At 65.3% G+C, this 25225-nt stretch carries 24 protein-coding genes; 21 read left to right on the forward strand and 3 right to left on the reverse strand.

Annotated features, from left to right (window positions below; all coding sequences use genetic code 11):
* Window positions 1-178: 178 nt before the first annotated feature.
* Entirely contained in the window at window positions 179-1318 is a 1140-nt protein-coding gene (locus F9K20_RS07740; protein WP_290999534.1) for an ABC transporter ATP-binding protein, read from the forward strand.
* Here the strand turns inward: F9K20_RS07740 and F9K20_RS07745 are convergent.
* Entirely contained in the window at window positions 1315-2682 is a 1368-nt protein-coding gene (locus F9K20_RS07745) for a GH1 family beta-glucosidase (protein WP_290999537.1), read from the reverse strand. The two genes, F9K20_RS07740 and F9K20_RS07745, sit on opposite strands and share 4 nt — an antisense overlap.
* 619 nt (window positions 2683-3301) lie before the next feature.
* Between F9K20_RS07745 and F9K20_RS07750 the strand changes: the two genes are divergently transcribed.
* The 5 genes from F9K20_RS07750 (at window position 3302) to F9K20_RS07770 (ending at window position 10973) form a co-directional block, all read left to right on the forward strand.
* A complete protein-coding gene (locus F9K20_RS07750) occupies window positions 3302-4705 on the forward strand; it encodes a glucoamylase family protein (RefSeq protein ID WP_290999540.1) in 1404 nt (467 codons plus the stop codon).
* 79 nt (window positions 4706-4784) lie between these two features.
* The gene (locus tag F9K20_RS07755) at window positions 4785-6053 is read left to right on the forward strand and encodes a sugar ABC transporter substrate-binding protein (RefSeq protein ID WP_290999543.1); all 1269 of its coding nucleotides are present in this window, start codon (window positions 4785-4787) and stop codon (window positions 6051-6053) included.
* Complete coding sequence (locus F9K20_RS07760) at window positions 6050-6928, forward strand: carbohydrate ABC transporter permease (RefSeq protein ID WP_290999547.1); 879 nt, start codon at window positions 6050-6052, stop codon at window positions 6926-6928. Before F9K20_RS07755 ends, F9K20_RS07760 begins: the two co-directional genes overlap by 4 nt.
* A complete protein-coding gene (locus F9K20_RS07765) occupies window positions 6925-7746 on the forward strand; it encodes a carbohydrate ABC transporter permease (protein WP_290999549.1) in 822 nt (273 codons plus the stop codon). Before F9K20_RS07760 ends, F9K20_RS07765 begins: the two co-directional genes overlap by 4 nt.
* Window positions 7747-7748: 2 nt before the next feature.
* Window positions 7749-10973 carry a discoidin domain-containing protein gene (locus tag F9K20_RS07770; RefSeq protein ID WP_290999551.1) on the forward strand — a complete coding sequence of 1075 codons (3225 nt, stop codon included), beginning with the start codon at window positions 7749-7751 and terminating at the stop codon, window positions 10971-10973.
* A gap of 17 nt (window positions 10974-10990) precedes the next feature.
* Here the strand turns inward: F9K20_RS07770 and F9K20_RS07775 are convergent, their stop codons facing one another.
* Window positions 10991-12562, reverse strand: a complete 1572-nt coding sequence (locus F9K20_RS07775; protein WP_290999554.1) for a glucan biosynthesis protein — start codon at window positions 12560-12562, stop codon at window positions 10991-10993.
* 107 nt (window positions 12563-12669) lie between these two features.
* Window positions 12670-13368 (reverse strand): L,D-transpeptidase, encoded by a 699-nt coding sequence (locus F9K20_RS07780; RefSeq protein WP_290999556.1) that lies wholly within the window; start codon window positions 13366-13368, stop codon window positions 12670-12672.
* A 125-nt stretch (window positions 13369-13493) separates the two neighbouring features.
* Between F9K20_RS07780 and F9K20_RS07785 the strand changes: the two genes are divergently transcribed.
* The 15 genes from F9K20_RS07785 to hypB all read left to right on the forward strand — a co-directional run bounded on the left by F9K20_RS07785 (window position 13494) and on the right by hypB (window position 25224).
* On the forward strand, window positions 13494-14066 hold the full coding sequence (locus tag F9K20_RS07785) for an alpha/beta hydrolase (RefSeq protein WP_290999559.1): 573 nt from the start codon (window positions 13494-13496) through the stop codon (window positions 14064-14066).
* 253 nt (window positions 14067-14319) lie between these two features.
* Window positions 14320-14769, forward strand: a complete 450-nt coding sequence (locus tag F9K20_RS07790; protein ID WP_290999562.1) for a CBS domain-containing protein — start codon at window positions 14320-14322, stop codon at window positions 14767-14769.
* A 314-nt stretch (window positions 14770-15083) separates the two neighbouring features.
* Window positions 15084-16154 (forward strand): hydrogenase small subunit, encoded by a 1071-nt coding sequence (locus F9K20_RS07795; RefSeq protein ID WP_290999565.1) that lies wholly within the window; start codon window positions 15084-15086, stop codon window positions 16152-16154.
* On the forward strand, window positions 16154-17947 hold the full coding sequence (locus F9K20_RS07800) for a nickel-dependent hydrogenase large subunit (protein ID WP_290999568.1): 1794 nt from the start codon (window positions 16154-16156) through the stop codon (window positions 17945-17947). Before F9K20_RS07795 ends, F9K20_RS07800 begins: the two co-directional genes overlap by 1 nt.
* 18 nt (window positions 17948-17965) lie before the next feature.
* The gene (locus F9K20_RS07805) at window positions 17966-18550 is read left to right on the forward strand and encodes a HupE/UreJ family protein (RefSeq protein WP_290999571.1); all 585 of its coding nucleotides are present in this window, start codon (window positions 17966-17968) and stop codon (window positions 18548-18550) included.
* Window positions 18551-18560: 10 nt separating this feature from the next.
* Complete coding sequence (gene cybH, locus F9K20_RS07810; RefSeq protein WP_290999573.1) at window positions 18561-19289, forward strand: Ni/Fe-hydrogenase, b-type cytochrome subunit; 729 nt, start codon at window positions 18561-18563, stop codon at window positions 19287-19289.
* A 376-nt stretch (window positions 19290-19665) separates the two neighbouring features.
* Complete coding sequence (locus F9K20_RS07815) at window positions 19666-20343, forward strand: HyaD/HybD family hydrogenase maturation endopeptidase (RefSeq protein ID WP_290999575.1); 678 nt, start codon at window positions 19666-19668, stop codon at window positions 20341-20343.
* The gene (locus F9K20_RS07820; protein WP_290999578.1) at window positions 20343-20675 is read left to right on the forward strand and encodes a HypC/HybG/HupF family hydrogenase formation chaperone; all 333 of its coding nucleotides are present in this window, start codon (window positions 20343-20345) and stop codon (window positions 20673-20675) included. Before F9K20_RS07815 ends, F9K20_RS07820 begins: the two co-directional genes overlap by 1 nt.
* The gene (locus F9K20_RS07825; protein WP_290999581.1) at window positions 20672-21133 is read left to right on the forward strand and encodes a hydrogenase-1 expression HyaE; all 462 of its coding nucleotides are present in this window, start codon (window positions 20672-20674) and stop codon (window positions 21131-21133) included. Before F9K20_RS07820 ends, F9K20_RS07825 begins: the two co-directional genes overlap by 4 nt.
* Entirely contained in the window at window positions 21130-21978 is an 849-nt protein-coding gene (locus tag F9K20_RS07830) for a hydrogenase expression/formation protein (protein ID WP_290999584.1), read from the forward strand. Before F9K20_RS07825 ends, F9K20_RS07830 begins: the two co-directional genes overlap by 4 nt.
* Entirely contained in the window at window positions 21975-22208 is a 234-nt protein-coding gene (locus F9K20_RS07835) for a rubredoxin (RefSeq protein ID WP_290999586.1), read from the forward strand. Before F9K20_RS07830 ends, F9K20_RS07835 begins: the two co-directional genes overlap by 4 nt.
* Window positions 22201-22743, forward strand: coding sequence for a [NiFe]-hydrogenase assembly chaperone HybE (hybE, locus tag F9K20_RS07840; RefSeq protein ID WP_290999589.1), 543 nt, complete (start codon window positions 22201-22203; stop codon window positions 22741-22743). Before F9K20_RS07835 ends, hybE begins: the two co-directional genes overlap by 8 nt.
* On the forward strand, window positions 22743-23930 hold the full coding sequence (locus F9K20_RS07845) for a nickel-dependent hydrogenase large subunit (protein WP_290999592.1): 1188 nt from the start codon (window positions 22743-22745) through the stop codon (window positions 23928-23930). The genes hybE and F9K20_RS07845 overlap by 1 nt, the downstream gene beginning before the upstream one ends.
* The gene (gene hypA, locus F9K20_RS07850) at window positions 23930-24271 is read left to right on the forward strand and encodes a hydrogenase maturation nickel metallochaperone HypA (RefSeq protein ID WP_290999594.1); all 342 of its coding nucleotides are present in this window, start codon (window positions 23930-23932) and stop codon (window positions 24269-24271) included. The genes F9K20_RS07845 and hypA overlap by 1 nt, the downstream gene beginning before the upstream one ends.
* The gene (hypB, locus tag F9K20_RS07855; protein WP_290999596.1) at window positions 24271-25224 is read left to right on the forward strand and encodes a hydrogenase nickel incorporation protein HypB; all 954 of its coding nucleotides are present in this window, start codon (window positions 24271-24273) and stop codon (window positions 25222-25224) included. The genes hypA and hypB overlap by 1 nt, the downstream gene beginning before the upstream one ends.
* Window position 25225: the final 1 nt, after the last annotated feature.

Raw genomic sequence — 25225 nt, forward strand, 5'->3', positions numbered from 1 at the left:
AACCCCTGAGGGAATCCTGCCGCGTTCCGCAGCGTGCCACGTTCACTTAGTGTCTTCTGGCGTCTTTCGGTGCCCGCCGCCGCACGTCAAGCGTTGACACCTCAATCTTGTGGCCCTCAGTGGTCCACCATATAGACTTCGCCCCATCGCGAGCGATCAGTCCGGTGCACGGGATCCCATGAGCGAGCTTAAACTCTCCAACGTGCGCAAGAGCTTCGGCAGCGCCGTGGTGCTCGAGAACATCAACCTCGAGATCGCCGACGGCGAGCTCGTCGTCTTCGTCGGGCCCTCGGGGTGCGGAAAATCGACCCTGCTGCGCCTCATTGCCGGGCTCGACGAGGTCTCGGGCGGCGAAATCTGCATCGACGGACGGATCGTCAACGACGTCGCCCCGGCGCGCCGGGGCGTGGCGATGGTCTTCCAGTCGTATGCGCTTTATCCGCACATGACCGTTTATGAGAATATGTCGTTCGGGCTGCGGCTGGCCAAGCTCGATAAGACGGAGATCGAGGCGGCTGTGCGCGCGGCGGCGCGCACGCTGCATATCGAGCATCTCCTCGACAAGAAGCCGAAGGTTCTATCGGGTGGCCAGAGGCAGCGCGTCGCCATCGGGCGGGCGATCGTCCGCAAGCCGAAGGTGTTCCTGTTCGACGAGCCGCTGTCCAACCTCGATGCGGCGTTGCGGGCGAGCATGCGTTACGAGCTGGCGAAGCTCCACGCCGAGCTGAAGACGACGATGATTTACGTGACGCACGATCAGATCGAGGCGATGACGCTCGCCAAGCGCATCGTGGTGCTGTCGGCGGGATGCATCGAGCAGGTCGGCACCCCGATGGACATCTACCGGGATCCGGACAATGTCTTCGTCGCCGGCTTCATAGGCTCGCCGCGCATGAATTTCCTCGAGGCCGAGATCGAGTCGGCAGGCGCGCGAGGCGTCGTCATCCGACTTGCCTCGGGCGACACCATCACCGCGGCCGTCGATGCCGGTGCCGCGCGCCCCAAGCAGCGCGTGACGCTCGGCATTCGCCCGGAGCATTTCAACCCGCGTGCGCAGTTGAATGTGCTGCCGGTGAAAGTCCGCTTCGTCGAATCGCTGGGTAGCGTGACCATCGCCTACGGCACGCTGGCGCGGACCGAGACGGAGGTAACGGTGCAGCTGCCCGGCGATGTGGAGGTGCGTCCCGGGGAGACGATCCGGCCGGGATGTGCGCCGTCTGCCTGCTACCTCTTCGATGCTGACGGGCGCGCCTTCCGCCGCCTTGCCGAACCGGTCGATGAAACCCCGGAAGTCGCCTTGCCGCGTGGGCGCATCTAGCTGGCGGCGGCAGGGCTTTCCTCGAGCACGGCTCCGTTCGTGGCTATGACCTTGGCATAGAAGCGCGCGCTGTCCTTCGGCGTGCGCTCGAGGCTGGCGAAGTCGACATGCACGATGCCGAAGCGCTTCGAGTAGCCGAGCGACCATTCGAGGTTGTCGAGCAGCGACCAGACCATGTAGCCACGCACGTCGACTCCCTGCCGAATGGCCTCGTGCACGGCGCGGATATGCTCACGCAGGTAATCGACGCGCAGAGGATCCTCGACGCGGCCCTTCTTCGCCGTGGGCGGATCGAAGAAGGCGGCGCCGTTCTCGGTGATGTAGAGGGGGATGTCGCCGTAGCGGCGCTTGATCCATAGAAGCGTCTCCGTCAGGCCCGGCGGAAACACCTCCCAGCCCGTCTCGGTGTAGGTCGCCTGCTTCTGACGCACCGCACACGCCCTGAGCGGCCAAGCGTTGGGATCGTGGCGCGTGACGCTGCGCGTATAGTAGTTGACGCCGAGGAAATCGATCGGCTGGCGGATGCGCGCAAGGTCCCGCGCCGGCCACTGCGGCCACGCCTCGCCGAAGATCTCCGCCATCTCCTCCGGATAGCGGCCAAGGCATACTGGATCGAGGTACTGCCGGTTCATGTAGGCTTCGGCGCGCGCCGTGGCGGCCACATCGGCGGGATCCTCGGAGGCGCGATACTTCGGCTCGATATTGACCACGAGGCCGATCTCGTGGTGCCCCGTGGCGCGATAGGTCTCCACCGCGGCGCCGTGCGCGCGCAAGAGGTTATGCGAGGCGATCGGGGCCTCGAAGCGGTTGCGATGCCCCGGGGCCAGGGCCCCGTGCAGGTAGCCGCCATCCGATACGACCCACGGCTCGTTCAGCGTCACCCATTTCTTCACGCGGTCGTCGAGGCGGCGGTACATGACGTCGGCGTAATCGGCAAACCACTTCGATATCTCCGGATTGAGCCACCCCCCGCGGTCGTCGAGCGCGGCCGGCAGGTCCCAGTGATAGAGCGTGACGAGCGGCTCGATTCCGTTCTCGAGCAGGGCATCGACAAGACGCTCGTAGAAGTCGAGTCCGGCGTCATTCACGGCGCCGGTGCCGGCGGGGAGAATTCTGCTCCATGAGATGCTGAAGCGGTAGGCCTGCAATCCGAGGCGCCGCATCAGCGCCACGTCGTCGGCCCAGCGGCGGTAGTGATCGCAGGCGACGTCACCGGTGTCGCCGTCGCGCACTAGTCCCGGCGTGTGCACGAAGCGGTGCCAAATGCTCGGCCCGGCACCATCGGCGAGAGGCGATCCTTCGATCTGATATGCCGCTGTTGCGCTACCCCACAAGAACCCCTTTGGAAATTGTGCGCCGCGCATTGCTTCCCTCCGAGTATGTTGCACTGCAGTTCCTCGTTACGCACGATTTGAATACATCCCGCGTGCGTCAGTAGCACGCAAGACACGTCGCATCGCAACAAACGCACGCGACTTAACTCTGCGTTCGAAAAGCTCCGTATCAAGAGTTGCCGCGCTCCGCGGATGACGTTATGCGTCGTCGTACGGGGGAGCGGAGGGCATGATCTCTAGCCTGCAATCCACAGAACGGGTCAACCGTTCGCGACGAGATCGCAGCGCGCACCCGATGTCCGCGCAAATCCCTTCGGCATGTTTCACGCCTGTAGCCAAACGTGTAGAGCGCGATCGGTGTCGCGTGGCGCTCACCTTATTGCAGTCCCAAACTCTGCTTAGGCAACACCCGCCCTGCGAGGGGGCGCGGCAGCTGCAGCGGCCCATCCTCGTCGCCAACAACCACAAATCCCTGGAGGCGTGACGCCGGCCGACTTGGCCAGCCCGAGGTGTTTTCGGGATGCCCCGCGGTCCGAAGAAGGGAGACGGAACTTTGCCAAAACGCACAACGCTCGACCGAGGCAGAAGGTTGCCTGCAGCGCGCGCGCGCCCCAGCCGACGCTCAGTGCTCGTCGGCGGCTTGGGCCTTATGGCGACTGGTACACTGCCGTTCCTAGCGGCCCCGGGCGCAATTCCACGCCTGAAAGAACCTGAGCAGCCCGTGCTCGACCCTTTGATCGCAGACGTTCAGAAGCGCACGTTCCGATTTTTTTGGGAGACGACCAATGTGCGCAATGGGTTGGCGCGCGACCGCTACCCGTCGCAGTCGCCCTCGAGCATCGCCGCCGTCGGATTCGCGCTCACCGCTTACCCCATCGGTGTCGAGCGCGGCTACGTCACGCGCCGCGTGGCGGTCGAGCGCGTGCTCACGACCCTGCGCTTCTTCCACGATGCGCCCCAGGGCCCCGAACCGCGCGGCACGACGGGCCACCACGGTTTCTTCTACCACTTCCTGGATCTGACCACCGGGCTGCGCGCCGGAGGCTCGGAGCTGTCGACGGTCGATACAGCGCTGTTCCTCGCCGGAGCGCTGTTCTGCCAATCGTACTTCGACGCCGAAGACGACGACGAGGCGCAGATCCGCCAGCTCGCCGAGAATATCTACGCGCGCGTCGATTGGCGCTGGGCGCAGATTCGCCCGCCGGCGATCAGCCATGGCTGGTCGCCGGAGTGCGGGTTCCTCGAATACGATTGGCGCGGCTACAACGAGGCGATGATCGTCTACCTGCTGGCCCTCGGCTCACCGACGCATCCGGTCGAGCAGGCAGCGTGGGAGGAATGGACGAGCACCTACGACCAGTCCTGGCAAAGCGATTTCGGGGAGCCGCACCTCGCCTTCGCGCCGCTGTTCGGTCACCAGTATTGCCAGACGTGGATCGATCTGCGCGGCCTGCGGGACCGCTATATGAGCAATCGCGGCATAGACTACTTCGAGAACAACCGGCGCGCCATTTACGCGCAGCGGGCGTACGCCATCGCCAATCCGCATGGCTGGAAGGACTACGGCAGCGACGTGTGGGGCGTCACCGCGTCCGACGGACCGGCCGATGTTGCGCGCGAGTATGCCGGCAAGCTGCGTTTGTTTCGCAGCTATGCAGGGCGCGGTGTCGTCGGCCCCTATGGGTACGACGATGGCACGCTGGCGCCGACCGCCGTTCTCGGCTCCATCGCTTTCGCGCCGGAGATCGTCATTCCGACGATCCGCGAGCTGCATCGGCGCTATGGCCAGCACATATACTCCGAATATGGCTTCCTCGACGCGTTCAACCCGAGCTTCGATTTCGACGTCCCACTCGTGCACGGGCGCTGCATCAAGGGTTTCGGTTGGGTGGCGAGCGATTATCTCGGCATCGACCAGGGGCCCATCGTCGCCATGATCGAGAATGGACAAACGGGCCTCGTCTGGCGTGTGATGCGCAAGAACCCGCACTTGCGCCGCGGCCTCGAGCGTGCAGGGTTCAACGGCGGATGGCTCGCGACGACGGAAGCGTGAGGTGCGCCGACGGCGCAGCGGGCGAGACCTACATCGCGTGAGCGATGGCAGATCGGCGTTGGTCACGGGTAGCAGTCTTTTGACGAACCGCATCGCAGCGCGTCTCATCCCGATCTTCCTTCTCGCCTGGGCGCTCGCCGGCTGCCAGGAGAGCGCCGACACGGCGACGGTCGTCCGATTTTGGGCGATGGGCCGCGAAGGCGAGGTGGTGCGCGAGCTCATTCCCGACTTCGAGCGCGCGCATCCGAACGTCCGCGTCGAGGTGCAGCAGCTGCCGTGGACGGCTGCCCATCAAAAGCTGCTCACCGCGTTTGCCGGCGACGCGTTGCCCGACGTGGCCCAGCTCGGGAACACCTGGCTGCCGGAGTTCGTCGCGCTGCGCGCGGTCGATCCCGTCGATCCGTCGGTGGTCGACGTCGACGATTACTTTGCCGGCATCTGGCAGACCAACGTGCTCGACCAAACGGCGTATGGGGTGCCCTGGTACATCGACACGCGCCTCCTGTTCTATCGCCGCGACTTGCTTGCCGCTGCGGGGTACGCCGCTCCGCCGACGACGTGGGAGGAATGGGTCGAGATGTTGCGCGCCCTCGAGCAGCGTGCCGCGCCCCACAGTTACGGCGTGCTCTTGCCGCTCAACGAATACGAGCCGCTGCTGGCGCTCGCAGCGCAGCAGGAAGCGCCGTTGCTGCGCGACGGGGACACGCGGGGCAACTTCCGCAGCGATGGTTTCAAGCGTGCGCTCCGCTTCTATCTGGATATGTTCGAGGATGGCTTCGCGCCGGCCACGGGCGCCCACCAGATCGCCAACACGTGGGATGAGTTCGCGCGCGGACACTTCACGTTCTACATCACCGGGCCGTGGAACATCGGCGAGTTCAAGCGGCGGCTGCCGGCCAGCCTGCAGGCGAGCTGGATGACGGCGCCGCTGCCGGGAGCCAACGGCCCCGGCTATTCCACGGCTGGCGGCGCCAGCCTCGTGGTGTTCAGCGGCTCGCCGCGCAAGAAGGAAGCCTGGCAGCTCGTGCAATACCTTTCGCGGCCTGACGTGCAGCTGCGCTTCCACGCCATGACGGGCAACCTGCCGCCGCGGCGCAGCGCGTGGAACGATGAGCGGCTGCAGGCCGACGTTTACGCGCGCGCCTTTCGCGAGCAGCTCGAGCGGGTCAAGCCGGCGCCGATGGTGCCCGAGTGGGAGCGCATCGCCAGCGAGATGCAGCTCGTGGCCGAGCGCATGGTACAGGGGGGCCGCATGACGGTCGACGAGGCGGCGGCCGAGATCGATCGGCGCGCCGACCGCATCCTCGAAAAGCGGCGCTGGCTGCTGGCGCGAAAGGAGCAGCCGTGAAGCTCAACTGGGCGGCATGTGCATTTGTGGCGCCGGCGCTGGTGGTGATCGTCGTCTTCTTCTTCGCGCCGGTGCTGGCGGGATTCGCCCTGAGCTTCACCGACTTCGACATCTACGCGCTGGCCGACCTCGGCAACCTGCGCTTCGTCGGCATCGCGAACTACGTGGAGCTGCTGCAAACGCCGCTGTTCTGGAAGGCGCTCGGCAATACGCTCTATTTCGTCGGCGTCGGCGTGCCGCTGTCGATCGCCGCCTCGCTCGGGGCGGCCCTGTTGTTGAACTCCAAGCTGGCGCGGTTCAAGGGGTTCTTCCGCGTCGCCCTCTTCGCACCCGTCGTCACCACGCTCGTCGCCGTCGCCATCGTCTGGCGCTACCTGCTGCACACGCGCAGCGGCCTCATCAACTACGGTTTGGAATGGCTGGGGCTCGGCACCATCGATTGGCTCGGCGATCCGCGCTGGGCGATGCCGGCGATCATCCTCTTCGCGGTGTGGAAGAACTTCGGCTACAACATGATCATATTCCTGGCCGGGCTGCAGAGCATTCCCGAGGAGCTCTACGAGGCGGCGCGCATCGATGGCGCATCGAGTTGGCAGCAGCTCCGCTTCGTCACCTTGCCATCGCTCGCTCCGGTCATCCTGCTGGTGAGCGTGCTGACGATGGCCGGCTACTTCCAGCTCTTCGCCGAGCCGTATGTGATGACGCAGGGCGGCCCCCTGCAAAGCACGGTGAGCGTGCTCTATTTCATGTACGAGGAAGGCTTCAAGTGGTGGAACCTCGGTTTCGCCTCCGCCATCGCCTTCATTCTCTTCGTGCTCATGTTCGCGGTGACGATGCTGCAGCTCTACGTGGCACGCTTGAGGGAAGCGCGATGAAGCTGAGCCCGGCCGCCATCGCCATCAACGGTGCGCTCATCGGCGCCGCAATGCTGGCGCTGTTTCCGCTCGTGTGGATGCTCTCGGTCTCGTTCATGGCGCCGGGAGAGGCGAGCGCCTTTCCGCCTCCGCTCCTCCCGCAGGAGCCGACGCTCGCCAACTACCGCGAGCTGTTCGCCCGCGAAGGCATGGGCCGCTTCTTCTTCAACAGCTTGGCGCTCGCTGTCGCCGCCACCGTCCTGTCGCTCACCTTCAACGTCTTGGCCGGCTACGCCTTCGCCAAGCTGCGCTTTACGGGGCGTGAGCAGATCTTCCGCTCCCTGCTCGGCGCCATCGTCATCCCCGCCCAGGTGGCGATGCTGCCGCTGTTTCTGCTCTTGAAGAGCCTGGGGCTGGTCAACACCTATGCCGGCGTGCTCGTGCCGGCGCTCGCCACCATCTTCGGCATTGCGCTGGTGCGCCAGTACGCGCTCTCCATCCCCGATGAGATGCTCGAAGCGGCGCGCGTCGATGGCGCCAGCGAATTCAGGATCTTCGTCTCCATCGTCCTCCCCGCGCTGCGACCGATCCTGGCGACGCTGGCGACGTTTACGTTCCTGGGGACGTGGAACGACTTCATGTGGCCGCTCATCGTGCTGTCGGACGAGCGCCTCTATACGCTGCCCGTCGCCTTGGCCTCGCTGTCGCGCGAGCATGTACAAGACAACGAGCTGATGATGGCCGGCTCGGTGGTGACGATCCTTCCCGTGCTGCTGCTGTTTCTCGTGCTGCAGCGCCAGTATCTTGCCGGTCTGTTGGCGGGGAGCATCAAAGGATGAGGATGGCCAATGCCCTCGGCTGGCGTGAATGGCGTGCACGCGCTCTGCTGGCGGCCATCGGAATCGTTGCGTTGGGTGCGAGCGCGAGTGGTGCCAAGGTGAGCGATCAAGCGCAGGTGCTCGATGACTTTGAGCGGCTCGGTGCGTGGAAGGCCGATGCCTCCGACGGCGTCAAGGCTTCGAGCCGGTCGACGGCCGGCGTGCATGGGGGCGCCCTGCGGCTCGATTTCGACTTCGGACGCTCCGCCGGCTACGCATTCGTGCGCCGCGAATTGCCGCTCGATCTGCCGGAAAACTTCGAGATCTCGTTCCTGCTGCGCGCCAATGCGCTGGTGAACAACTTCGAGGTCAAGTTCTCCGATGCCAGCGGCGACAACGTGTGGTGGTTCGAGCGTCGCGACTTCGAGTTTCCCAACGAGTGGCGTCGCATCAAGATCAAGAAGCGACAGATCTCGTTTGCCTGGGGCCCCACCGAGGACCGCACCCTGCGGCGCATCGAGCGCCTGGAGATCCTTGTGGGCGCCGGTCGCGGCGGCGGCAGCGGCTCGATCGAGATCGACGATCTGAGGTTTCGCGCGCTACCGCCCCCACCGACGCATTTCCCGCCTCTTAAGGCGACGGCGACATCTTCGCTGCTCGACGCCGGGCCGCAGCTGGCGGTGGACGGTGATGCACGTACCGGCTGGCGCACCGATCCAAAAGCGCGACCGGCGCAAAGTCTCACCGTCGATATGGGCATGCTGCGCGAGTTCGGCGGTCTCGAGCTGAAGTGGATGGATGGCGCTCGGGCCCGCCGCTACGACGTGGAAATTTCGAGCGACGGCGTCGACTGGGAGGTGCTGCGGCGGGTGACCAATGGCGACGGCGTCAAGGACGCGCTGCTGCTTCCGGATCAGGAGGCACGCTTCGTTCGGCTCAATCTTCACGAGGGAGCGAAGGACGGCTACGCCCTTGCCGAGCTCGATATCAAGGACATCGCATTCGGTGCCTCGCCCAACGCCTTCTTCCAGGCCCTGGCGAGGGACGCGCCGCGCGGCCTCTACCCGCGCGGCTTCTCCGGTGAGCAGCCCTATTGGACGCTGGTCGGCGTCGACGGGGGCGACGATAGTGCACTTCTATCCGAGGATGGCGCGCTCGAGATCGGCCGCGGTGGATTCTCCATCGAGCCGTTCATCGTGTCGGACGGGCGCCTCGTCACCTGGTCCGACGTCACCACCACGCAGGCGCTGTCGGAAGGGTATCTACCGGTGCCGAGCGTCACCTGGAAGCATCGCGACTGGAGCCTGCGCGTCACCGCCTTTGCGCGCGGCTCACGCGACACTGCCGAGCTCGTGGCACGCTACACGGTCAGCAACGAGACCGATCGGCCGCAAACGTTGCAGCTCGCGCTCGCGGCGCGACCGTTCCAGGTCAATCCGCCGACGCAGTTCCTCAATCTCGCCGGCGGTGTGAGCGCGATCAGGTCGCTCGACTGGGACGGGGCGAAACTATCGGTCAACGGGCAGGCGAAGGTCGTGCCGCTCGCGGCGCCGGATCGATTTACCGCCTCGGCATTCGAAGCCGGCGGCTATCCCGACAAGCTGCTCGCGGCGGCAGATTCTTCGCCCAGCCACGTCGCCGACGACGTTGGATTTGCCTCCGGCGTTCTCGTCTACCGCATGCAGTTGGCGCCGCGAGCGAGCCGCACAATCGGTCTCGTGGCGCCGTTGGCGGGCGAGGCGACAGCACCCGATCTTGGCGGTCGCTCGGCGGAGGACTGGCTCGAGGCGCAGCAAAGTCAGCTCGAAGCAGAGTGGCGCGCCAAACTCAACCGCGTCGAGTTCGACGTCCCGGCGGGCGGCCGGCACATCGTCGACACACTACGCTCGTCCCTCGCTCAAATTCTCATGACGCGCGATGGGCCCATCCTACGCCCCGGTACGCGCTCCTATGGACGCTCGTGGATCCGCGATGGGGCGATGATATCGGAATCGCTGGTGCGGCTCGGGCATGCCAACATCGCGGCGGACTATCTGCGCTGGTTCGCCCCGCACCAGTTTGACAACGGCAAGGTTCCCTGCTGCGTCGATGCCAGGGGTGCCGACCCGGTGCCTGAGCACGACAGCAACGGACAACTGATCTTTCTCGCCAACGAGGTGTTTCGCTATACGGGCGACCGCGCCCTGTTGGAAACGACGTGGCCGCACGTCGAAGCCGCCGTGCGCTTCATGGACGGCCTGCGGGCATCGGAGCGCACGCCCGCCAACCTCACAGCGCAGCGCCGTATGCTGTTCGGGCTGCTGCCGCCTTCCATCAGCCACGAGGGCTACGCTAGCAAGCCGGCCTATTCGTATTGGGACGTGCTGTGGGGCCTGCTCGGCTACAAGAATGCGGTGGCCATCGCCGAAACGCTCGGCAAAGGTGACGCGGCGCGGGAATTCGCGCAGGCACAGAACGAGTTCCGGCGCGACTTCAAGGCGTCGGTGCGCACCGCCGCCGAGGTGCACGGCATCTCGTACGTGCCCGGCGCCGCCGACCTCGGCGACTTCGACGCCACATCGACGACCATCGCCTTGGCACCCGCGGGCGAGGAGCAGAATGTGCCCGGCGATCTGCTGCGCGCCACGTTCGAGCGCTATTGGCGCAACTTCTTGGATCGGCGCGACGGCAAGGTGAGCTGGGACGCCTACACGCCCTATGAGCTGCGCGTCGCCGGCAGCTTCGTTCGGCTCGGCTGGCGCGAGCGCGCCCACGAGCTTCTCGACTACTTCTTCAGGGACCAGCGCCCTGCGGCGTGGAACCAATGGGCGGAGGTGGTCGGCCGCGAGGCGCGGCAGCCTCGCTTCATTGGCGATATGCCGCACGCGTGGATTGCTTCTGACTACATCCGTTCGGTGCTCGACATGTTCGCTTACGAGCGCCAGAGCGACAAGGCGCTGGTGCTGGCGGCTGGAATACCCGGCGATTGGCTCGCTGGCCCCGGCTTCAAGGTGAACAACCTGCGCACGCCCTACGGCTCGCTCAGCATGTCGTTCAAGCGGCGCGGCGACGACATTGTGGTCCACCTTGGCGGCGATGCGCGCCCGCCCGGAGGCTTCTTCCTGCCATGGCCATGGTCACCGCCTGCGAATGCGCGTAGCAGCGACGGGCAGCCCCTGGCTTGGCAAAACGGTGAATTGCACATCAGGGATCTCCCCGCCGAGGTCCTGATCGAGCAGGGCGCCGCAGCGAAGCAGGATGCGGGCTGAGCTCCTCGCAGAGGAGACTAGCGACGCCAGCGGAAGAGCCAGACCTCCGACGCCGGCTGCCCGTCGGCAACCAAGGCAAGGCGCAGCTCGCTCTCCTTATGACCCTGCGGATCGAGCTCGAACGTCGCCCGAATGCCTCCGGACACGTCGTTGCGCTGCATGAGGGCGGGACCGGTGAGGCCGGCGCCGGCGCTGATCACGGCTTCCGGTAGCGGCCGCAGGGGTGCGTCGGTGACACCGACGGATGCGACCTGCTCCGGCTTGGTGGCGCGCGGGTCGAGGAAATCGATGACAAAGCGCACCGTCCCCGGTCGTGAGCCTTCGCCAATGCGCGTTGCTCCCACGCGATAACCGCGCCAGGCGGGTGTGTCGTCGCACCAGCTCAGCCGATAGCCGATTGAGTACGTGTGCCCGGCGTGCAGTGTCTTGTCGGGACGCCAGGCGGCGACGATGTTGTCGAAGTATTCGGCCTGCGTCGGGATCTCGATGAGCTGCACGCAGCCATCGCCCCAGTCGCCCTTGGGCTCGACCCAGGCGCTGGGGCGGTCCTGGTAGTGCGCCTCGAGGTCCTGATAGGCGTCGAAGTGCCGTTCGCGCTGAATGAGGCCGAAGCCCTTGGGGCTGCGGTCGCGGAAGCAGCTCATCTGCAGCTCGGGCGGACTGAGAAGCGGACGCCACAGACGCTCATCGGCGCCGTTCCAGGCAGCGAGCGCGCCTGAGTCGTGGATCGCGGGGCGGAAATCAGGCGGCCCATCGCCGTCGTGCGTCGCCTTCAGAAACATGCTGGTGAGGGGTGCCAATCCCACCTTGGGCAGATCGCGCCGCGGGAAGATCTGTGCCTCGACGTCCATCACGGTCGCGGCACCCGGCGCGATGACGAACGTGTAGGCGCCGGTCACCGAGGGGCTGTCGAGCAGCCCGTGGACGGTAAGCGCGCTCTGGTCCTTCGGGCGTTCGATCCAAAAGCTTCGGAAGAGAGGGAACTCCTCTGGCTCGGGGCCTTCGGTGCTCAGCGCCAGGGCGCGCGCCGACAGGCCGTAGCTGTGGTGCTTCCCGAGGCCGCGGAAATAGCTTGCCCCCTGGAATGCCAGCAGCTCGTCGTAATAGTCCGGCCGCTTGAGCGGCGCGTGGATGCGAAAGCCCGAAAAATGCAGAGGGGCGTTACGCGGGACCTTTCCGTCCTGGGGACCGAAGTCGAACAGGTCGCGATCGGCGCTCAGCCGCCGGATAGAGCCGTTGTCGACGAGAAAGATGTCGACGGCCGAGCGGTAGATGTAGGCAGAGACGAAGAACTGCAGCTCGAAACCAAGGTTCTTGCCGCGCCAAATGGCCCGCTCGGGGCGAAACCGCAGATCTCGATACGCATCGTACCCCATCGCTGCCAGCGGAGCGGGCGTCTCAACGGGCGGCACAAAGGCGCGGCGCGCCAGCTCCTTGGCACGCTGGCGAACGAAACGGGCGATTGCATTCTTGCTGGCCTTGGGCGCGTGCGTTGGGGCAGCTGGTAACTTACCGCGGCTCAGAGTGGCGCTGGGCCCCAGCGTCGCCAATGCGGCCAATCCGGTCGCCAGGAAAGTGCGGCGCTGCACGATCTGATCCTCGCCTTGAGCGAGAAGTCTGTGAGTGCGTTTTTGAACGTGACCTGAACGAGTTGCAGCATGACGCGCTGCAACATGGGTGTCCAGTGATCAGCGGCTTAGTCAGCCCAGTGATCCACTGCTTCGGGCGGAAGGTCGGCGGGCGCCATCTCTCGCAGTCGCGGGCGCGCCGGGGCACGGCTGGACACGACGTCCGCCGCTGAGTCGAAGTCCGCGGTCGCATCGAAGCGCTGCCACGTCACCGTCACCTTGGCTCCGATCTTGGCGCGTGGGTAGAGATCGCGCACGTCCTGATTGTACATGCGGATGCAGCCCTTGGAGGCGGCGGTGCCGATCGTCCAGGGCGCATCGGTGCCGTGAATGCGATACGAGCTGGCGCCGAGGTAGAGCGCGCGCACGCCCAGCGGGTTCATGGGATGCCCGCCCGGCACCCAACTCGGCAGGCGGGGATTTTCCGCCAGCATGTCCGGCGTCGGTCGCCAGGAAGGGTTGACCTTCTTGTCGGAGACCTTCGTCACACCCTGCCAGCGATCCTGCTCGCGCGGAATGGCGATGGGGTAGCTGACGGCCTCGCCGGGGTGGGTGATGAAATACAATCGCCGATCGCCGAAGCTGACGACGATTTCGCCGGGTGCGAAGCGCCGATCAAAGCGCACCATTTCCCGGCCGCTGCCGTCGCTTTCGTCCCCGCCTCCCCAGTCCCAGAACAATTGGGCGTGGGCCGGCTGAATTGGCGTGACGGCGCCGGCGAGCATGGCTAACGCGTAGATGAAGGCTGGGCCCGGAAAGCGTCTCATCGACCCCCGTTTCCATCGAGCAGACGGCGGTAATATCCAGTGCCATCTGCGCTAGCAGTGTGGCAGGAAAACGGTTGTCGAGGGCCGTGCCTGCCCCAACCAGAGCACCAGGAAAACTGCCGCGCATGCCCGAGCGCAATTGCATCATCGTTCACGGCTGCCCCGCCGGGCCGGAAGGAGAGCGTGATATCGAGACGCGATCCTATGACAAGCATTGGATCCCATGGGTGCGGGCGAGCCTGACCGCGCGCAATATCCCGACGCTCATACCGATCATGCCGGAGCCATGGGCGCCGGATTACCAGGCTTACAAGCGCGAATTCGAGAAGCTTCCGGTCTCGGAGCGCACCATCCTAATCGGTCATAGCTGCGGCTGCGCGTTTCTCGTCCGCTGGCTTGGCGAGTCCAAGCAGGCGATCGACACTCTGGTGCTCGTCGCGCCCTGGAAAATACCGAGGGCCGGGGATCCCCACCGAAAAGCGTTTTACGAATTCGCGATCGACGAGACGATAAAGGCCCGGGTGCGCCGCATCCTGATGTTCACGTCCGATACCGAGAGGGAGGACGGGAAGAAGAGCCTCGCCCTCTATCACGCGGCGCTAGGCGGAGACATCGTCGATCTCGCCGACAAGGGCCATTACGTCATGGCCGATATGGGAACGCAGGCGTTTCCGGAGCTGCTCGATAGAATTGTTTAGGCTCCGGCGAGCGACTGCCGTCGTTGCTGCCCGCCCATTCGATTTTCTGGGACGCGCAGCGTTGGGCGCCTGGTTACGCGCTAATCACTACATGCGCACGCTTGGAAGGTCGCCATCCGGGCGTCGATCATCCACTCCACCCCCGCGGCGCTAACTGATTGTTCGTGGGCGCTCTTTTCTTCTTGGCTCGGGTCTTGCCTCAGCGGCCCTCACCAGACTTCGCCGAACGAAGCGATAGCAAGGGAGAAGGCCCATGAAGAGACGCGTCGTGAAAGTCGTCGACATCCTCGAGGCGAAAGGCCCGGGCCTGCTGACGATCAAGCCAACCGAGACCATTGCCACGCTGGCGCGCCGCCTGCAGCAGGAGCGGGTCGGGGCGATGATTGTCAGCCATGATGGCGTGTCCCTGGACGGTATCATCTCGGAACGAGATATCGCCTACGGCCTCGCCCTGCACCGCGGTCATTTGCATGAGCTGCCCGTCGCCGCGCTGATGACCAAGAAGGCCTTCACGTGCTCGCCGGACGACAGCCTATCGGAGGTGGCCAAGGTGATGGCCGAGCGCCACATTCGCCATCTGCCGGTGCTCGACGGCAAACGGCTTATCGGGGTCATTGGCATGCGCGACGTCTTCATGCACCGCCTCGACGAGATGCAGCGTGTCACCAGGCTGCTCAGCTACTATGTCGGTGCCGCGCAATAAGCGATCGCCGATCTGGACGGCACGCTCGCGCGCTGCCGCCAAAAAATCGATCGCGCGCCGCGGCGGGGCGGTGCGCCGTCGTCCCTGAGTGCGAACCTTCTTCCTTGCCGGGTCATAGCTGGTGGTCACGCACCATCCACTGCAGCCAAGTCCTGCAAGCCAGCTATTCGCAAGCGCCATCCCTCAAACCCCGGAGAACGACAACAACATATTGATTTGAAGCGAAAAATGCGATTGGCCCACGTCTTGCTTTCTTAGGTATTGGCAGACTTCGCCACAAACAAAATTCGCGAGCGAGGGGAGAGACGCCAGACATGACCGAGACATTCTATGACGTATTGCGGCGGCAAGGCATTTCGCGCCGAAGCTTCCTGAAGTTCTGCAGTCTGACTGCGGCGTCGCTGGGACTGGGTCCCGCGTTCGTATCGAAAATGGCGCATGCGCTGGAGACCAAGCCGCGCACGCCGGTGCTGTGGCTGCACGGACTTGAGTGCACGTGTTGCTCGGAAGCGTTCATCCGCTCCGCGCATCCATTAGCCTCCGACGTCATCCTGTCGATGATCTCGCTCGACTATGACGACACGATCATGGCGGCTGCCGGCCATCAGGCCGAATCCATCGTCGACGAGATCATCGAGAAGTACAAAGGCAACTACATCCTCGCCTGCGAGGGTAATCCGCCGCTCAACGCCGACGGCATGTACTGCATCATCGGCGGCAAGCCCTATCTCGACCAGTTGAAGAAGGCGGCCTCGAACTGCAAGGCGATCATCTCGTGGGGATCGTGCGCCTCGTGGGGCTGCGTGCAGGCCGCGCGGCCCAATCCGACGCAGGCGGTGCCGATCCACAAGGTGATCCGCGATAAGCCGATCATCAAGGTGCCGGGCTGCCCGCCGATCCCGGAGGTGATGACCGCGGTCATCACGTACATCGCCACCTTCGAGAAGCTGCCCGAACTCGACCGACAGGGCCGGCCGAAGATGTTCTATTCGCAGCGCATCCACGACAAATGCTATCGCCGACCGCACTTCGACGCGGGACAGTTCGTCGAGGCGTGGGACGACGACAGCGCCAGGAAGGGCTACTGCCTCTACAAGATGGGCTGCAAGGGTCCGACCACCTACAACGCCTGCTCGACCACGCGCTGGTATGGCGGCGTGTCGTTCCCGATCCAGTCGGGCCATGGCTGCATCGGCTGCTCGGAGGACGGCTTCTGGGATAACGGCTCGTTCTACAACCGTCTCACCAACATCAATCAGTTCGGCGTCGAGGCCAATGCCGACCAGGTCGGCTTGGCGGCCGTCGGTGTCGTCGGCGCCGCAGTCGCTGCCCACGCCGCCGTGAGCGCCATCAAGCGCGCCCGCGATAAGGGAGGAAATCAGTAATGGCAATCCAGACGCCGAACGGCTTCAACCTCGACACCAGCGGCAAGCGCGTCGTGGTCGATCCCTTGACCCGCATCGAGGGTCACATGCGCTGCGAGGTCAACATCGACGCCGACAACGTGATCCGCAACGCGGTGTCGACGGGCACCATGTGGCGCGGGCTCGAGGTCATCCTGAAGGGGCGCGATCCGCGCGATGCTTGGGCCTTCACGCAGCGCATCTGCGGGGTCTGCACCGGCACCCACGCGCTGACCTCGGTGCGCGCCGTCGAGGATGCCCTCGACATCAAAATCCCGGAGAACGCCAACTCCATACGCAACATCATGCAGCTATCGCTGCAGATCCACGACCACCTCGTGCATTTCTACCATCTGCACGCGCTCGACTGGGTCAATCCGGTAACGGCACTGAAGGCCGATCCCAAGGCGACGAGCGAATTGCAGAAGATGGTCTCGCCGAGCCATCCGAAGTCATCGCCGGGGTACTTCCGCGACGTGCAGAACCGGCTGAAGCGGTTTGTCGAGAGCGGCCAGCTCGGTCCCTTCAAGAACGGCTATTGGGACAATCCGGCCTACCTGTTGCCGCCGGAGGCCGATTTGATGGCCACCACGCATTACCTGGAGGCGCTCGACTTCCAGTCGCAGATCATGAAGACGCGCGTCATCTTCGGCGGCAAGGATCCGCATCCCAACTGGATCGTCGGCGGCGTGCCGTGCGCGATCAACGTCGATGGCACCGGCGCCGTCGGTGCGATCAACATGGAGCGTCTCAACTACGTCTCCGACATCATCAACCAGTCGACGGAGTTCATCGAGAACGTCTACATCCCCGACATCATCGCCATCGGCAACATCTACAAGGGCTGGCTCTACGGCGGCGGCCTGTCGGGCAAGAGCGTGCTGGCCTACGGCGACATTCCCGAGAACGCCAACGACTATTCGGCCGCCAACCTGCTGATGCCCCAGGGTGCCGTCATCAACGGCAACCTCAAGGAGGTGCACCCCATCGATCTCAGGGATGCTTCGGAGATCCAGGAGTTCGTGCCGCACTCCTGGTACTCCTACCCCGACGAGAAGAAGGGGTTGCATCCGTGGGACGGCATCACCGAACCGAACTACGTCCTGGGGCCCAACGCCAAGGGCACGAAGACGAATATCGAGGAGCTCGACGAGGCCGGCAAGTATTCCTGGATCAAGGCACCGCGCTGGAAGGGACACGCGATGGAGGTGGGCCCGCTCGCCCGCTACGTCGTCGGCTACGCGGCCGGCCACCCGGAGATCACCGAGCAGATCAACGCCACCTTGGCGGCGCTCAATGTTCCGGTCGACGCGCTCTTCTCGACGCTGGGCCGCACCGCGGCGCGCGCGCTCGAGGCCCAGCGGTGCTGCCGTCTGCAGCGCCACTTCATGGACAAGCTCATCGCCACCATCAAGGCGGGCGACTCCTCGACGGCCAACGTCGAGCGCTGGGAGCCAGAGACGTGGCCGGCGGACGCCAAGGGTGTCGGGTTCACGGAAGCTCCGCGCGGAGCGCTGGCGCATTGGATCAAGATCAAGGACACCAAGATCGACAACTACCAGTGTGTGGTGCCGACGACCTGGAACGGTTCGCCCCGCGACAACGAGGGAAACATCGGCGCCTTCGAGGCTTCGCTCATGGACACCAAGGTCGAGCGGGCCGAGGAGCCGGTAGAGATTCTGCGCACCATACACAGCTTCGATCCCTGCCTTGCTTGCTCGACGCACGTCATGAGCGAGGACGGCCGCGAGCTCGCTAGCGTCAAAGTACGCTGAGAAGTGGGAGGAAAAACAATGCGAAACATTCGTCTCGTCACCGGCGCAGCTCTGGCCCTATTGCTGGCCGGGGCAGCCCCCGCGTTGGCCCACACCGGGGTCGGCCACACACACGGCTTCTTCGCCGGCATCACCCATCCCGTTGGCGGTCTCGATCACTTGCTCGCCATGCTTGCCGTCGGCATCTGGTCGGCGCTGTCGAGCCGGGGGCAAATGGGGCGCATGTGGGTGGCTCCGGCCGCCTTCATCGCCGCCATGCTGGTCGGCGCGACGGCGGGATACCTGCAGGTTCCACTGCCCATGGTGGAGACGGGCATCGCGCTCTCGGTGGCTCTGCTGGGACTGTTGATTCTGACGCGCGTGGAGGTGTCGCTCGTGGTGGGTGCGGCGCTCGCCGCCGTGTTTGCGATCTACCACGGACAGGCGCACGGCAGCGAGGCGACAGGGGCCATCCTCGCCTACATGGCGGGCTTTGTCATCGCTACCGCAGCCCTGCACGGGATCGGCGTCGGCCTTGGCCTGGCGATGACGCGGGTACGTCTTGCCGCACCGGTCGCCGGCACCGCGATTGCCGCGGCAGGCGCCTATCTCCTGTCGGCATGAGGGCGGGGCCATGGTCATGAAATCGACGGCCGATCTGCAGTCGCAACCCTCGACCGTCTACGTGTACGAGGGCCCGCTGCGGCTTTGGCACTGGGTCAACGCGCTCGCCATCCTGACGCTGGCGGTTACCGGCTACTTCATCGCCAGCCCGCTGCCGACGCTGCCGGGCGAGGCGAGCGACCACTTCCTCATGGGGTACATCCGCTTCGTCCATTTCGCCGCCGGCTACGTGCTGATCGCCGGATTCCTGCTGCGGGTGTACTGGGCGTTCGCCGGCAACGAGCACGCGCGGCAGATCTTCCTGCCGCCGATCTTCAGCGCCAAGTGGTGGGGAGAGGTGCGCCACGAGATCGAGTGGTACCTGTTCATCGCCAAGGCGCCGAAGAAGTACGTGGGGCACAACCCGCTGGCGACGCTCGCCATGCACGTGCTGTTCGTGTGGGGGATCATCTTCATGATCATCACCGGCCTCGCCCTTTACGGCGAAGGCGAGGGGATGGACTCCTGGCAGTACGCGTTGTTCTCGAGCTGGGTGATCCCGCTGTTCGGCAACAGCCAGTGGGTGCACACCTATCATCACCTCGGGATGTGGGTGATCGTCATCTTCGTGATGGTGCACATCTATGCCGCGTTCCGCGAGGACATCATGTCCCGCCAGAGCATCATCAGCACGATGATCTCCGGCTGGCGCACCTTTAAGGACAACCAGCCGGCCGACGATCGACATTCACCAGACTGACGGCCAACCTCCTGGAGGCCCGGTCCAAGCCCGGCCTCCTCCCCTTGAACTGCCCATACGTCCCGGCGCTGGCCGGCCGTATGGGCTCTTTTTTTGGGGCAAGCGAAGGGGCCCGGCCAATGGGTGGAAAGCTATTTCTATACCTGGAAAGTATAGATTACCTATGGCCCCAGTCCCGGGGCCAGTCTGGCAGTCCTGCTGGCAAGTGACATTCCATTTCTTGAGGAATGTTGGACACTAGCTTTCCAATTTTCTCGGCCAGCAACCGCCGGACGACCGCGATTTGACTTGGATCAGGATCGCTCCCGCTCTTTGGCCCATGCTTTGCTTGGTGTCTCGAAACGCAACACTCGCCAACAGAAGATAAGGGTGTGCGATGGAGGAAGTGCCGAGGGTTCTGATCCTGGGGATCGGCAACCTGCTGTGGGCGGACGAAGGGTTCGGTGTGCGCGCCGTTGAGGAGCTGCACCGCGCCTATGCCTTTGCGCGCAACGTGACGCTGATGGATGGCGGCACGCAGGGCATCTATCTCATCGAGCACGTCCGCAACGCCGACATCCTGGTCGTCTTCGACGCCGTCGACTACGGCTTGCCCCCCGGGACCATCAAGCTGGTCGAGGACGATGAGGTGCCCAAGTTCCTCGGCGCCAAGAAGATGAGCCTGCACCAGACGGGCTTCCAGGAAGTGCTGGCCATGGCCGAGATGCTGGGGGATCTGCCCAGGCATCTGCTCCTCGTCGGCGTGCAGCCCGTCGAACTCGAGGACTACGGCGGCAGCTTGCGCAGCGACGTCAAAGCGCAAATCGCTCCCGCGATCGGGCACGCGATTGCCTATCTCGCCCGTTTCGGGATCGAGCCTCAGCGGCGCGCCGCCCCGCTCGCCGACGACATGACGCTGTCCTCAGCCGAGGTTTCGCTGAGCGCTTATGAAAACGGGCGTCCATCGGAGGCGGAAGCCTGCCGGTACGGCGACCCGCGCGTGCTCGCGGCGACGGGCAGCGACGCGGCGCCGGTCGATGCGGCTGCGGACCCATCCGCGCCGGAGGTCGCCTGATGTGCATAGGCGTCCCCATGCGCGTGATCGAATGTGACGGCGCACGCGCCGTCTGCGAAGGGCAAGGTGAGCGGCGCACGATCGACATGATGCTCGTCGGCCGACAGGCTCCGGGCACCTGGGTGCTCGTCTTCCTCGACGCTGCGCGTGAGGTTGTGAGCGCTGAACACGCCGCGCTCGTCGGGCAGGCGCTCGATGCGCTTGGGCTGGCGATGACCGGCTCCACCGCCCTCGATCATCTCTTCCCGGATTTGGCGGGCCGCGAGCCCGAGCTTCCCCCTCATCTCAAAGAACAATTGGCCAAGACGACGAGTCGAGGAGACCCACAATGACGACGCCGTTGATCGAGGCTCTTGTCGCACGCCACGGCTTTGCCGTCGTCGACGAAGGGTCGCTGGATGCCTTTCTCAAGGCGCACGAGCATTCGGTGCTGTTCTTTCCCGGCGACGCCGACCGCCTGGTCGAAAGCAATGACGTTGCGGTTATCCTGCCGGAGATTCTCAAGGTCTTGGGCAAGCGGCTCGCGCCGGCGCTGGTCGCCAAGCAGTCCGAGCGCCAGCTGCAGCGCCGCTTCCGGTTCAACGCCTTCCCGGCCCTCGTCTTCATGCGGCGCGACGGCTACCTGGGCGTGCTTACCCGCGTGCTCGACTGGTCCGACTACCTCGCGGAGATTCCCGCCATCCTTGCCAGCGAAGCGACCGAGCCGCCGCCATTCAAGTTTCCCGACGGCTGCTATTCAGCCGGCATGCGGCGCGAAGGTGACCACGAAGCCCAAGGAGAGCTGCAATGACCGGCACCAATCCCGCCATGGTCGGCCCCGGCACGCAACCGTCCGAAGACGATGGCGCCGTGCTCGAGTACATGGAAATGCCAAAGAACATGCGCACCTACTCCGCGCCGGTGCTTCCCGAGCCGGAGGAGACGCACGGCATCGAGCGGGCGCTGGCGATACTTGCCGAGGTCCGCGTGGCGGCCGCGGAGGCTGCCGCGGGGCAAGCCGCGCGCTGCTTCGATATCACCGGTCTCGACGCGACCAATCGGGAATTCATCGATCAGGCGCTGGGCGACGGCGAGGTCTCGATCGTTGCCGGCGCCACCATACTGGCGCAAGAGTCGGTGCTTGCCGGCCTCTGGCGTGTGCACGAGACCGACATCACGGGCGCGTTGAAGCGTGACTTGATCGAGGTCGGCGCATTCCCGTCGGCCGTTCTGGATGTCGCCCAGGCAGCGGGTCTCGAATGCATGCGCTCGCACCGGGGTGCACTGCCGCCCGGCGTGCTCAACGCCCCGGCGCTGGTCACCGAGCTCGACGACAAGATCGCTGCCTACGGGCCCGGTGTTGCCGCGCACGTCATCAACCTGACGCTGCTGCCGCAGACCGAGGAGGATATCGCCTTCCTCGACCAGCGGCTCGGGCCCGGCGCGGTCACCATCCTATCGCGCGGGTACGGCAACTGCCGCATCACGTCGACGGGGACGCGCAATGCCTGGTGGGTCCGCTACTTCAACTCGCGCGATGCGATCGTCCTCAACACCATCGAGGTCGCCGACGTGCCGAGCGTGGCGTGTGCGGCGGAGGAAGATCTTGCCGACAGCGCCCAGCGTCTGGGCGAGATCCTGGAGGTCTACCGGTGAAGGACACTTTCTTTGCCGGCTCCTACGGCGGTAACAACCAGAACATCGGCGAGGCAACCCGTCTCGAATGCAAGATCTGCTGGTACGTCTATGACCCGCAGGCGGGCGATGACTATTGGCAGATCCCCACCGGCACGCCGTTCTCTCAGCTCCCCGACCATTGGACCTGCCCGAACTGCGACGGCGCCAAGTCGGGCTTCATGATCCTCAATGGGGACGCCGATGCCTGATACGCTGACGATAGCGGCGCGCCTCGAGGCCGCCTTTGCCAAGATCGAGGCGGAGCGCATGGACGGTATCCCGATCCTCAATCCGCGCCTCAAGGTCGAGGCGGTCGGCACGCGCGACTGGAACGGCGATTGGCTGTCGGTGCTCATCACGCCGTGGTTCATCAATCTCATGCTGCTGCCGGGAACGGATGAGTGGGCGGCCGTGTGGGCGGACCTGCCGCTCGGCTCGAGGCTGGCCCACACCTTCCCCGCCGGCCGCTTCGATTTTCTCGTCGGCGAAGAGGAAGGCATCGGGCGCTATCAGATGTGCTCGCTGTTTTCCCCCGTGCTCGAGTTCGAAGACCAGGAGGCCGCCCGCATCGCGGCCGAGGCGGCATTGGAAGCCCTGTTCGACGCGCGCATCGACGAAAGCCGCGAGCCCGGCGGCGAGCCGAACGCGCCGCGCGACGATGAGCGCGAGGACGCAAGCCGGCGCGGTATCTCGCGGCGAAACCTCATTTCCGGCAAGATCGCATCAGGACGGGGCTCGGTGTGATGGCGATCGAGGGGTGCCTGACGATCGATCTCGACCGCGCCGCCGATGGCGCCGGGCGCGCGTCGATCGCCTCGAGCCGCCCGCTTGGTCTGACGAAGGCGTTTGTCGGCAAGAGCGTGTACGAGACGGTTCGCACGCTGCCGATCCTTTTCAGCGTCTGCGGCGTGGCGCAAGGTGTGGTCGCCGCGCAAGCCTGCGAGCGCGCGCTCGGCATCGAAGCGGGCGAGGAGACGCAGGCCATACGCCAGCTCCTGGTCCTTGCCGAGAGCCTGCGCGAGCACCTGATCCGCGCCGCGATCGACTGGCCAAGGTTCCTCGGGCGGGAAGCCAAGCCGGCGGAGCTGCTGCGCATCATGCGTCTGTGCGAAGGGCTGCGGCAGGCGCTCGATCGCGAGCGTACGGCGCTTGCCGTCGGCGGCGCGGCGAGCCTCGACGCCGCGCGCTTGGCCGCCGACATCGTGGAGCTTGACCGTCTCATCGAGGAGCTCGTCCTCGGCGAGCCGGTCGCCGCGTGGACCGCACGCCACTCGGCTGCCGACCTGGAGCGCTGGGCGCAAGCCTCTGTAATGCCGGCGCAGCAGCTCGTCCAAGCGGTGCTCGAGCGCGGATGGGCTGACGCCGGACGCGCCGAGACGCACTTTCTTCCGCACCTCGCCGACGCCGAGCTGATCGGCCCCCTTCTTGGCCAGGAGGCCGAAGACTTCGTCGCCGCGCCCACCTGGGACGGCGACCCCAAGGAGACAAGCGCACTCGCCCGCCAAGCCGACAACCCGCTGGTGCGCGATCTGATGCGCAGCTGCGGTAGCGGGCTGCTGACACGCATCGCGGCGCGGATCGTCGAGATCGGCGCAGCGCCGGGCGCCATGACCCGTATCATTGAGCATTGGCGCGAACGGGAAGACGTCGAAGGGCCGACCCACGCAAGCGCTTCGGGGGCAGCGCCCGGACGCGCCGTCGCGCAGATCGAAGCCGCACGCGGACGCCTGGTGCATGGCGTGGAGATCGAGCGCGATGTCGTATGCCGCTATGCGATCCTGGCGCCAACCGAATGGAACTTCCATGCCCGCGGCAGCGCCGCCCGCGGTCTCGGCGAGATCGCCGGTCGCCCGCATGAGACGTGGCAAATCGCCGACCTCTTCATCACCGCGATCGATCCCTGCGTGGGCTACGAGCTGAGGGTTGCGTGATGCACGAGATGGCCATCTCAGAAAGCATCATCGGCATCCTGGAGCAGGAGGCGCAGCGCCAAAACTATACGCGCGTCAGGAAGGTGCGGCTCGAGATCGGTGCGCTCGCCGGCGTCGAGACGGAAGCGCTGCGCTTCTCCTTCGACGTGGTCACCAAAGGGACGCTCGCCGAAGATGCCGTGCTGGAGATCATTGCCATGGAGGCGCAGGCCTGGTGCCTGCCGTGCGAGCGGGTGGTGACGATACGTCAACGCTACGACGCCTGCCCGGACTGCGGTGGCCATCAACTGCAGGTCACGTGCGGCGAGGAGATGAGGATCAAGGATCTGGAGGTCGACTGATGTGTACCGTTTGCGGCTGTAGCGCGGGCGAGACGCGCATCGAGAAGGCGGGAGCGCCTGGGGCACACGCGCATGCCCACGAGCACACGCATGCCGATGGTACGACGCACGTTCACGCGCACAGCCATGATGACGCCGGCATCGATGACCATTCCCACGATCACGACCACCATCATCACCATCATCATGGCGAGGGCGCCATCGACTATGGCCAGGGCCCGGCACGCGCGCATGCTCCGGGCATGAGCCAGGCGCGCATGGTCGCCATCGAGCAGGACATCCTGGCTAAGAACAACGCTTACGCCGCCGCCAACCGGGCCTTGTTCAACGCGCACGGGATTCTGGCGCTGAACCTCGTCTCGAGCCCGGGCTCCGGCAAGACGACGCTGCTCGTCAAGACGATCGAGCGCCTGAAGCACGATCTCATGATGTGCGTTATCGAAGGCGACCAGCAGACCTGCAACGACGCCGAGCGTATCCGCGCGACCGGTGTCAAGGCGCTGCAGGTCAATACCGGGAAGGGCTGCCATCTCGACGCGCACATGGTTGGGCATGCGGTCGAGCACCTAAGTCCCGCCGACAGCAGCGTGCTGTTCATCGAGAACGTCGGCAACCTCGTCTGCCCGGCGGCCTTCGACCTCGGGGAAGCGCACAAGGTGGTCATCCTCTCGGTCACCGAGGGCGAGGACAAGCCGCTCAAATATCCCGACATGTTCCACGCGGCAGACCTGATGATCCTGGCCAAGACCGACCTGCTGCCGCATCTCGACTTCGACGTCGGCCAGACGATCTCCAACGCGCGCAAGATCAACCCTGGAATTAAAGTGCTGCAGGTCTCGGCCAAGACCGGCGAAGGCCTCGATGCCTGGATACAGTGGATCAAGGCCGCACGCGCTCTCGCCGCGATCGGCCGTGGCGATCTCCTCGCCACCGCCGCCGTGCAAGGGAGTTGAG

It is taken from the genome of Hyphomicrobium sp. (genome assembly GCF_009026145.1).
Lineage (GTDB): Bacteria > Pseudomonadota > Alphaproteobacteria > Rhizobiales > Hyphomicrobiaceae > Hyphomicrobium_A.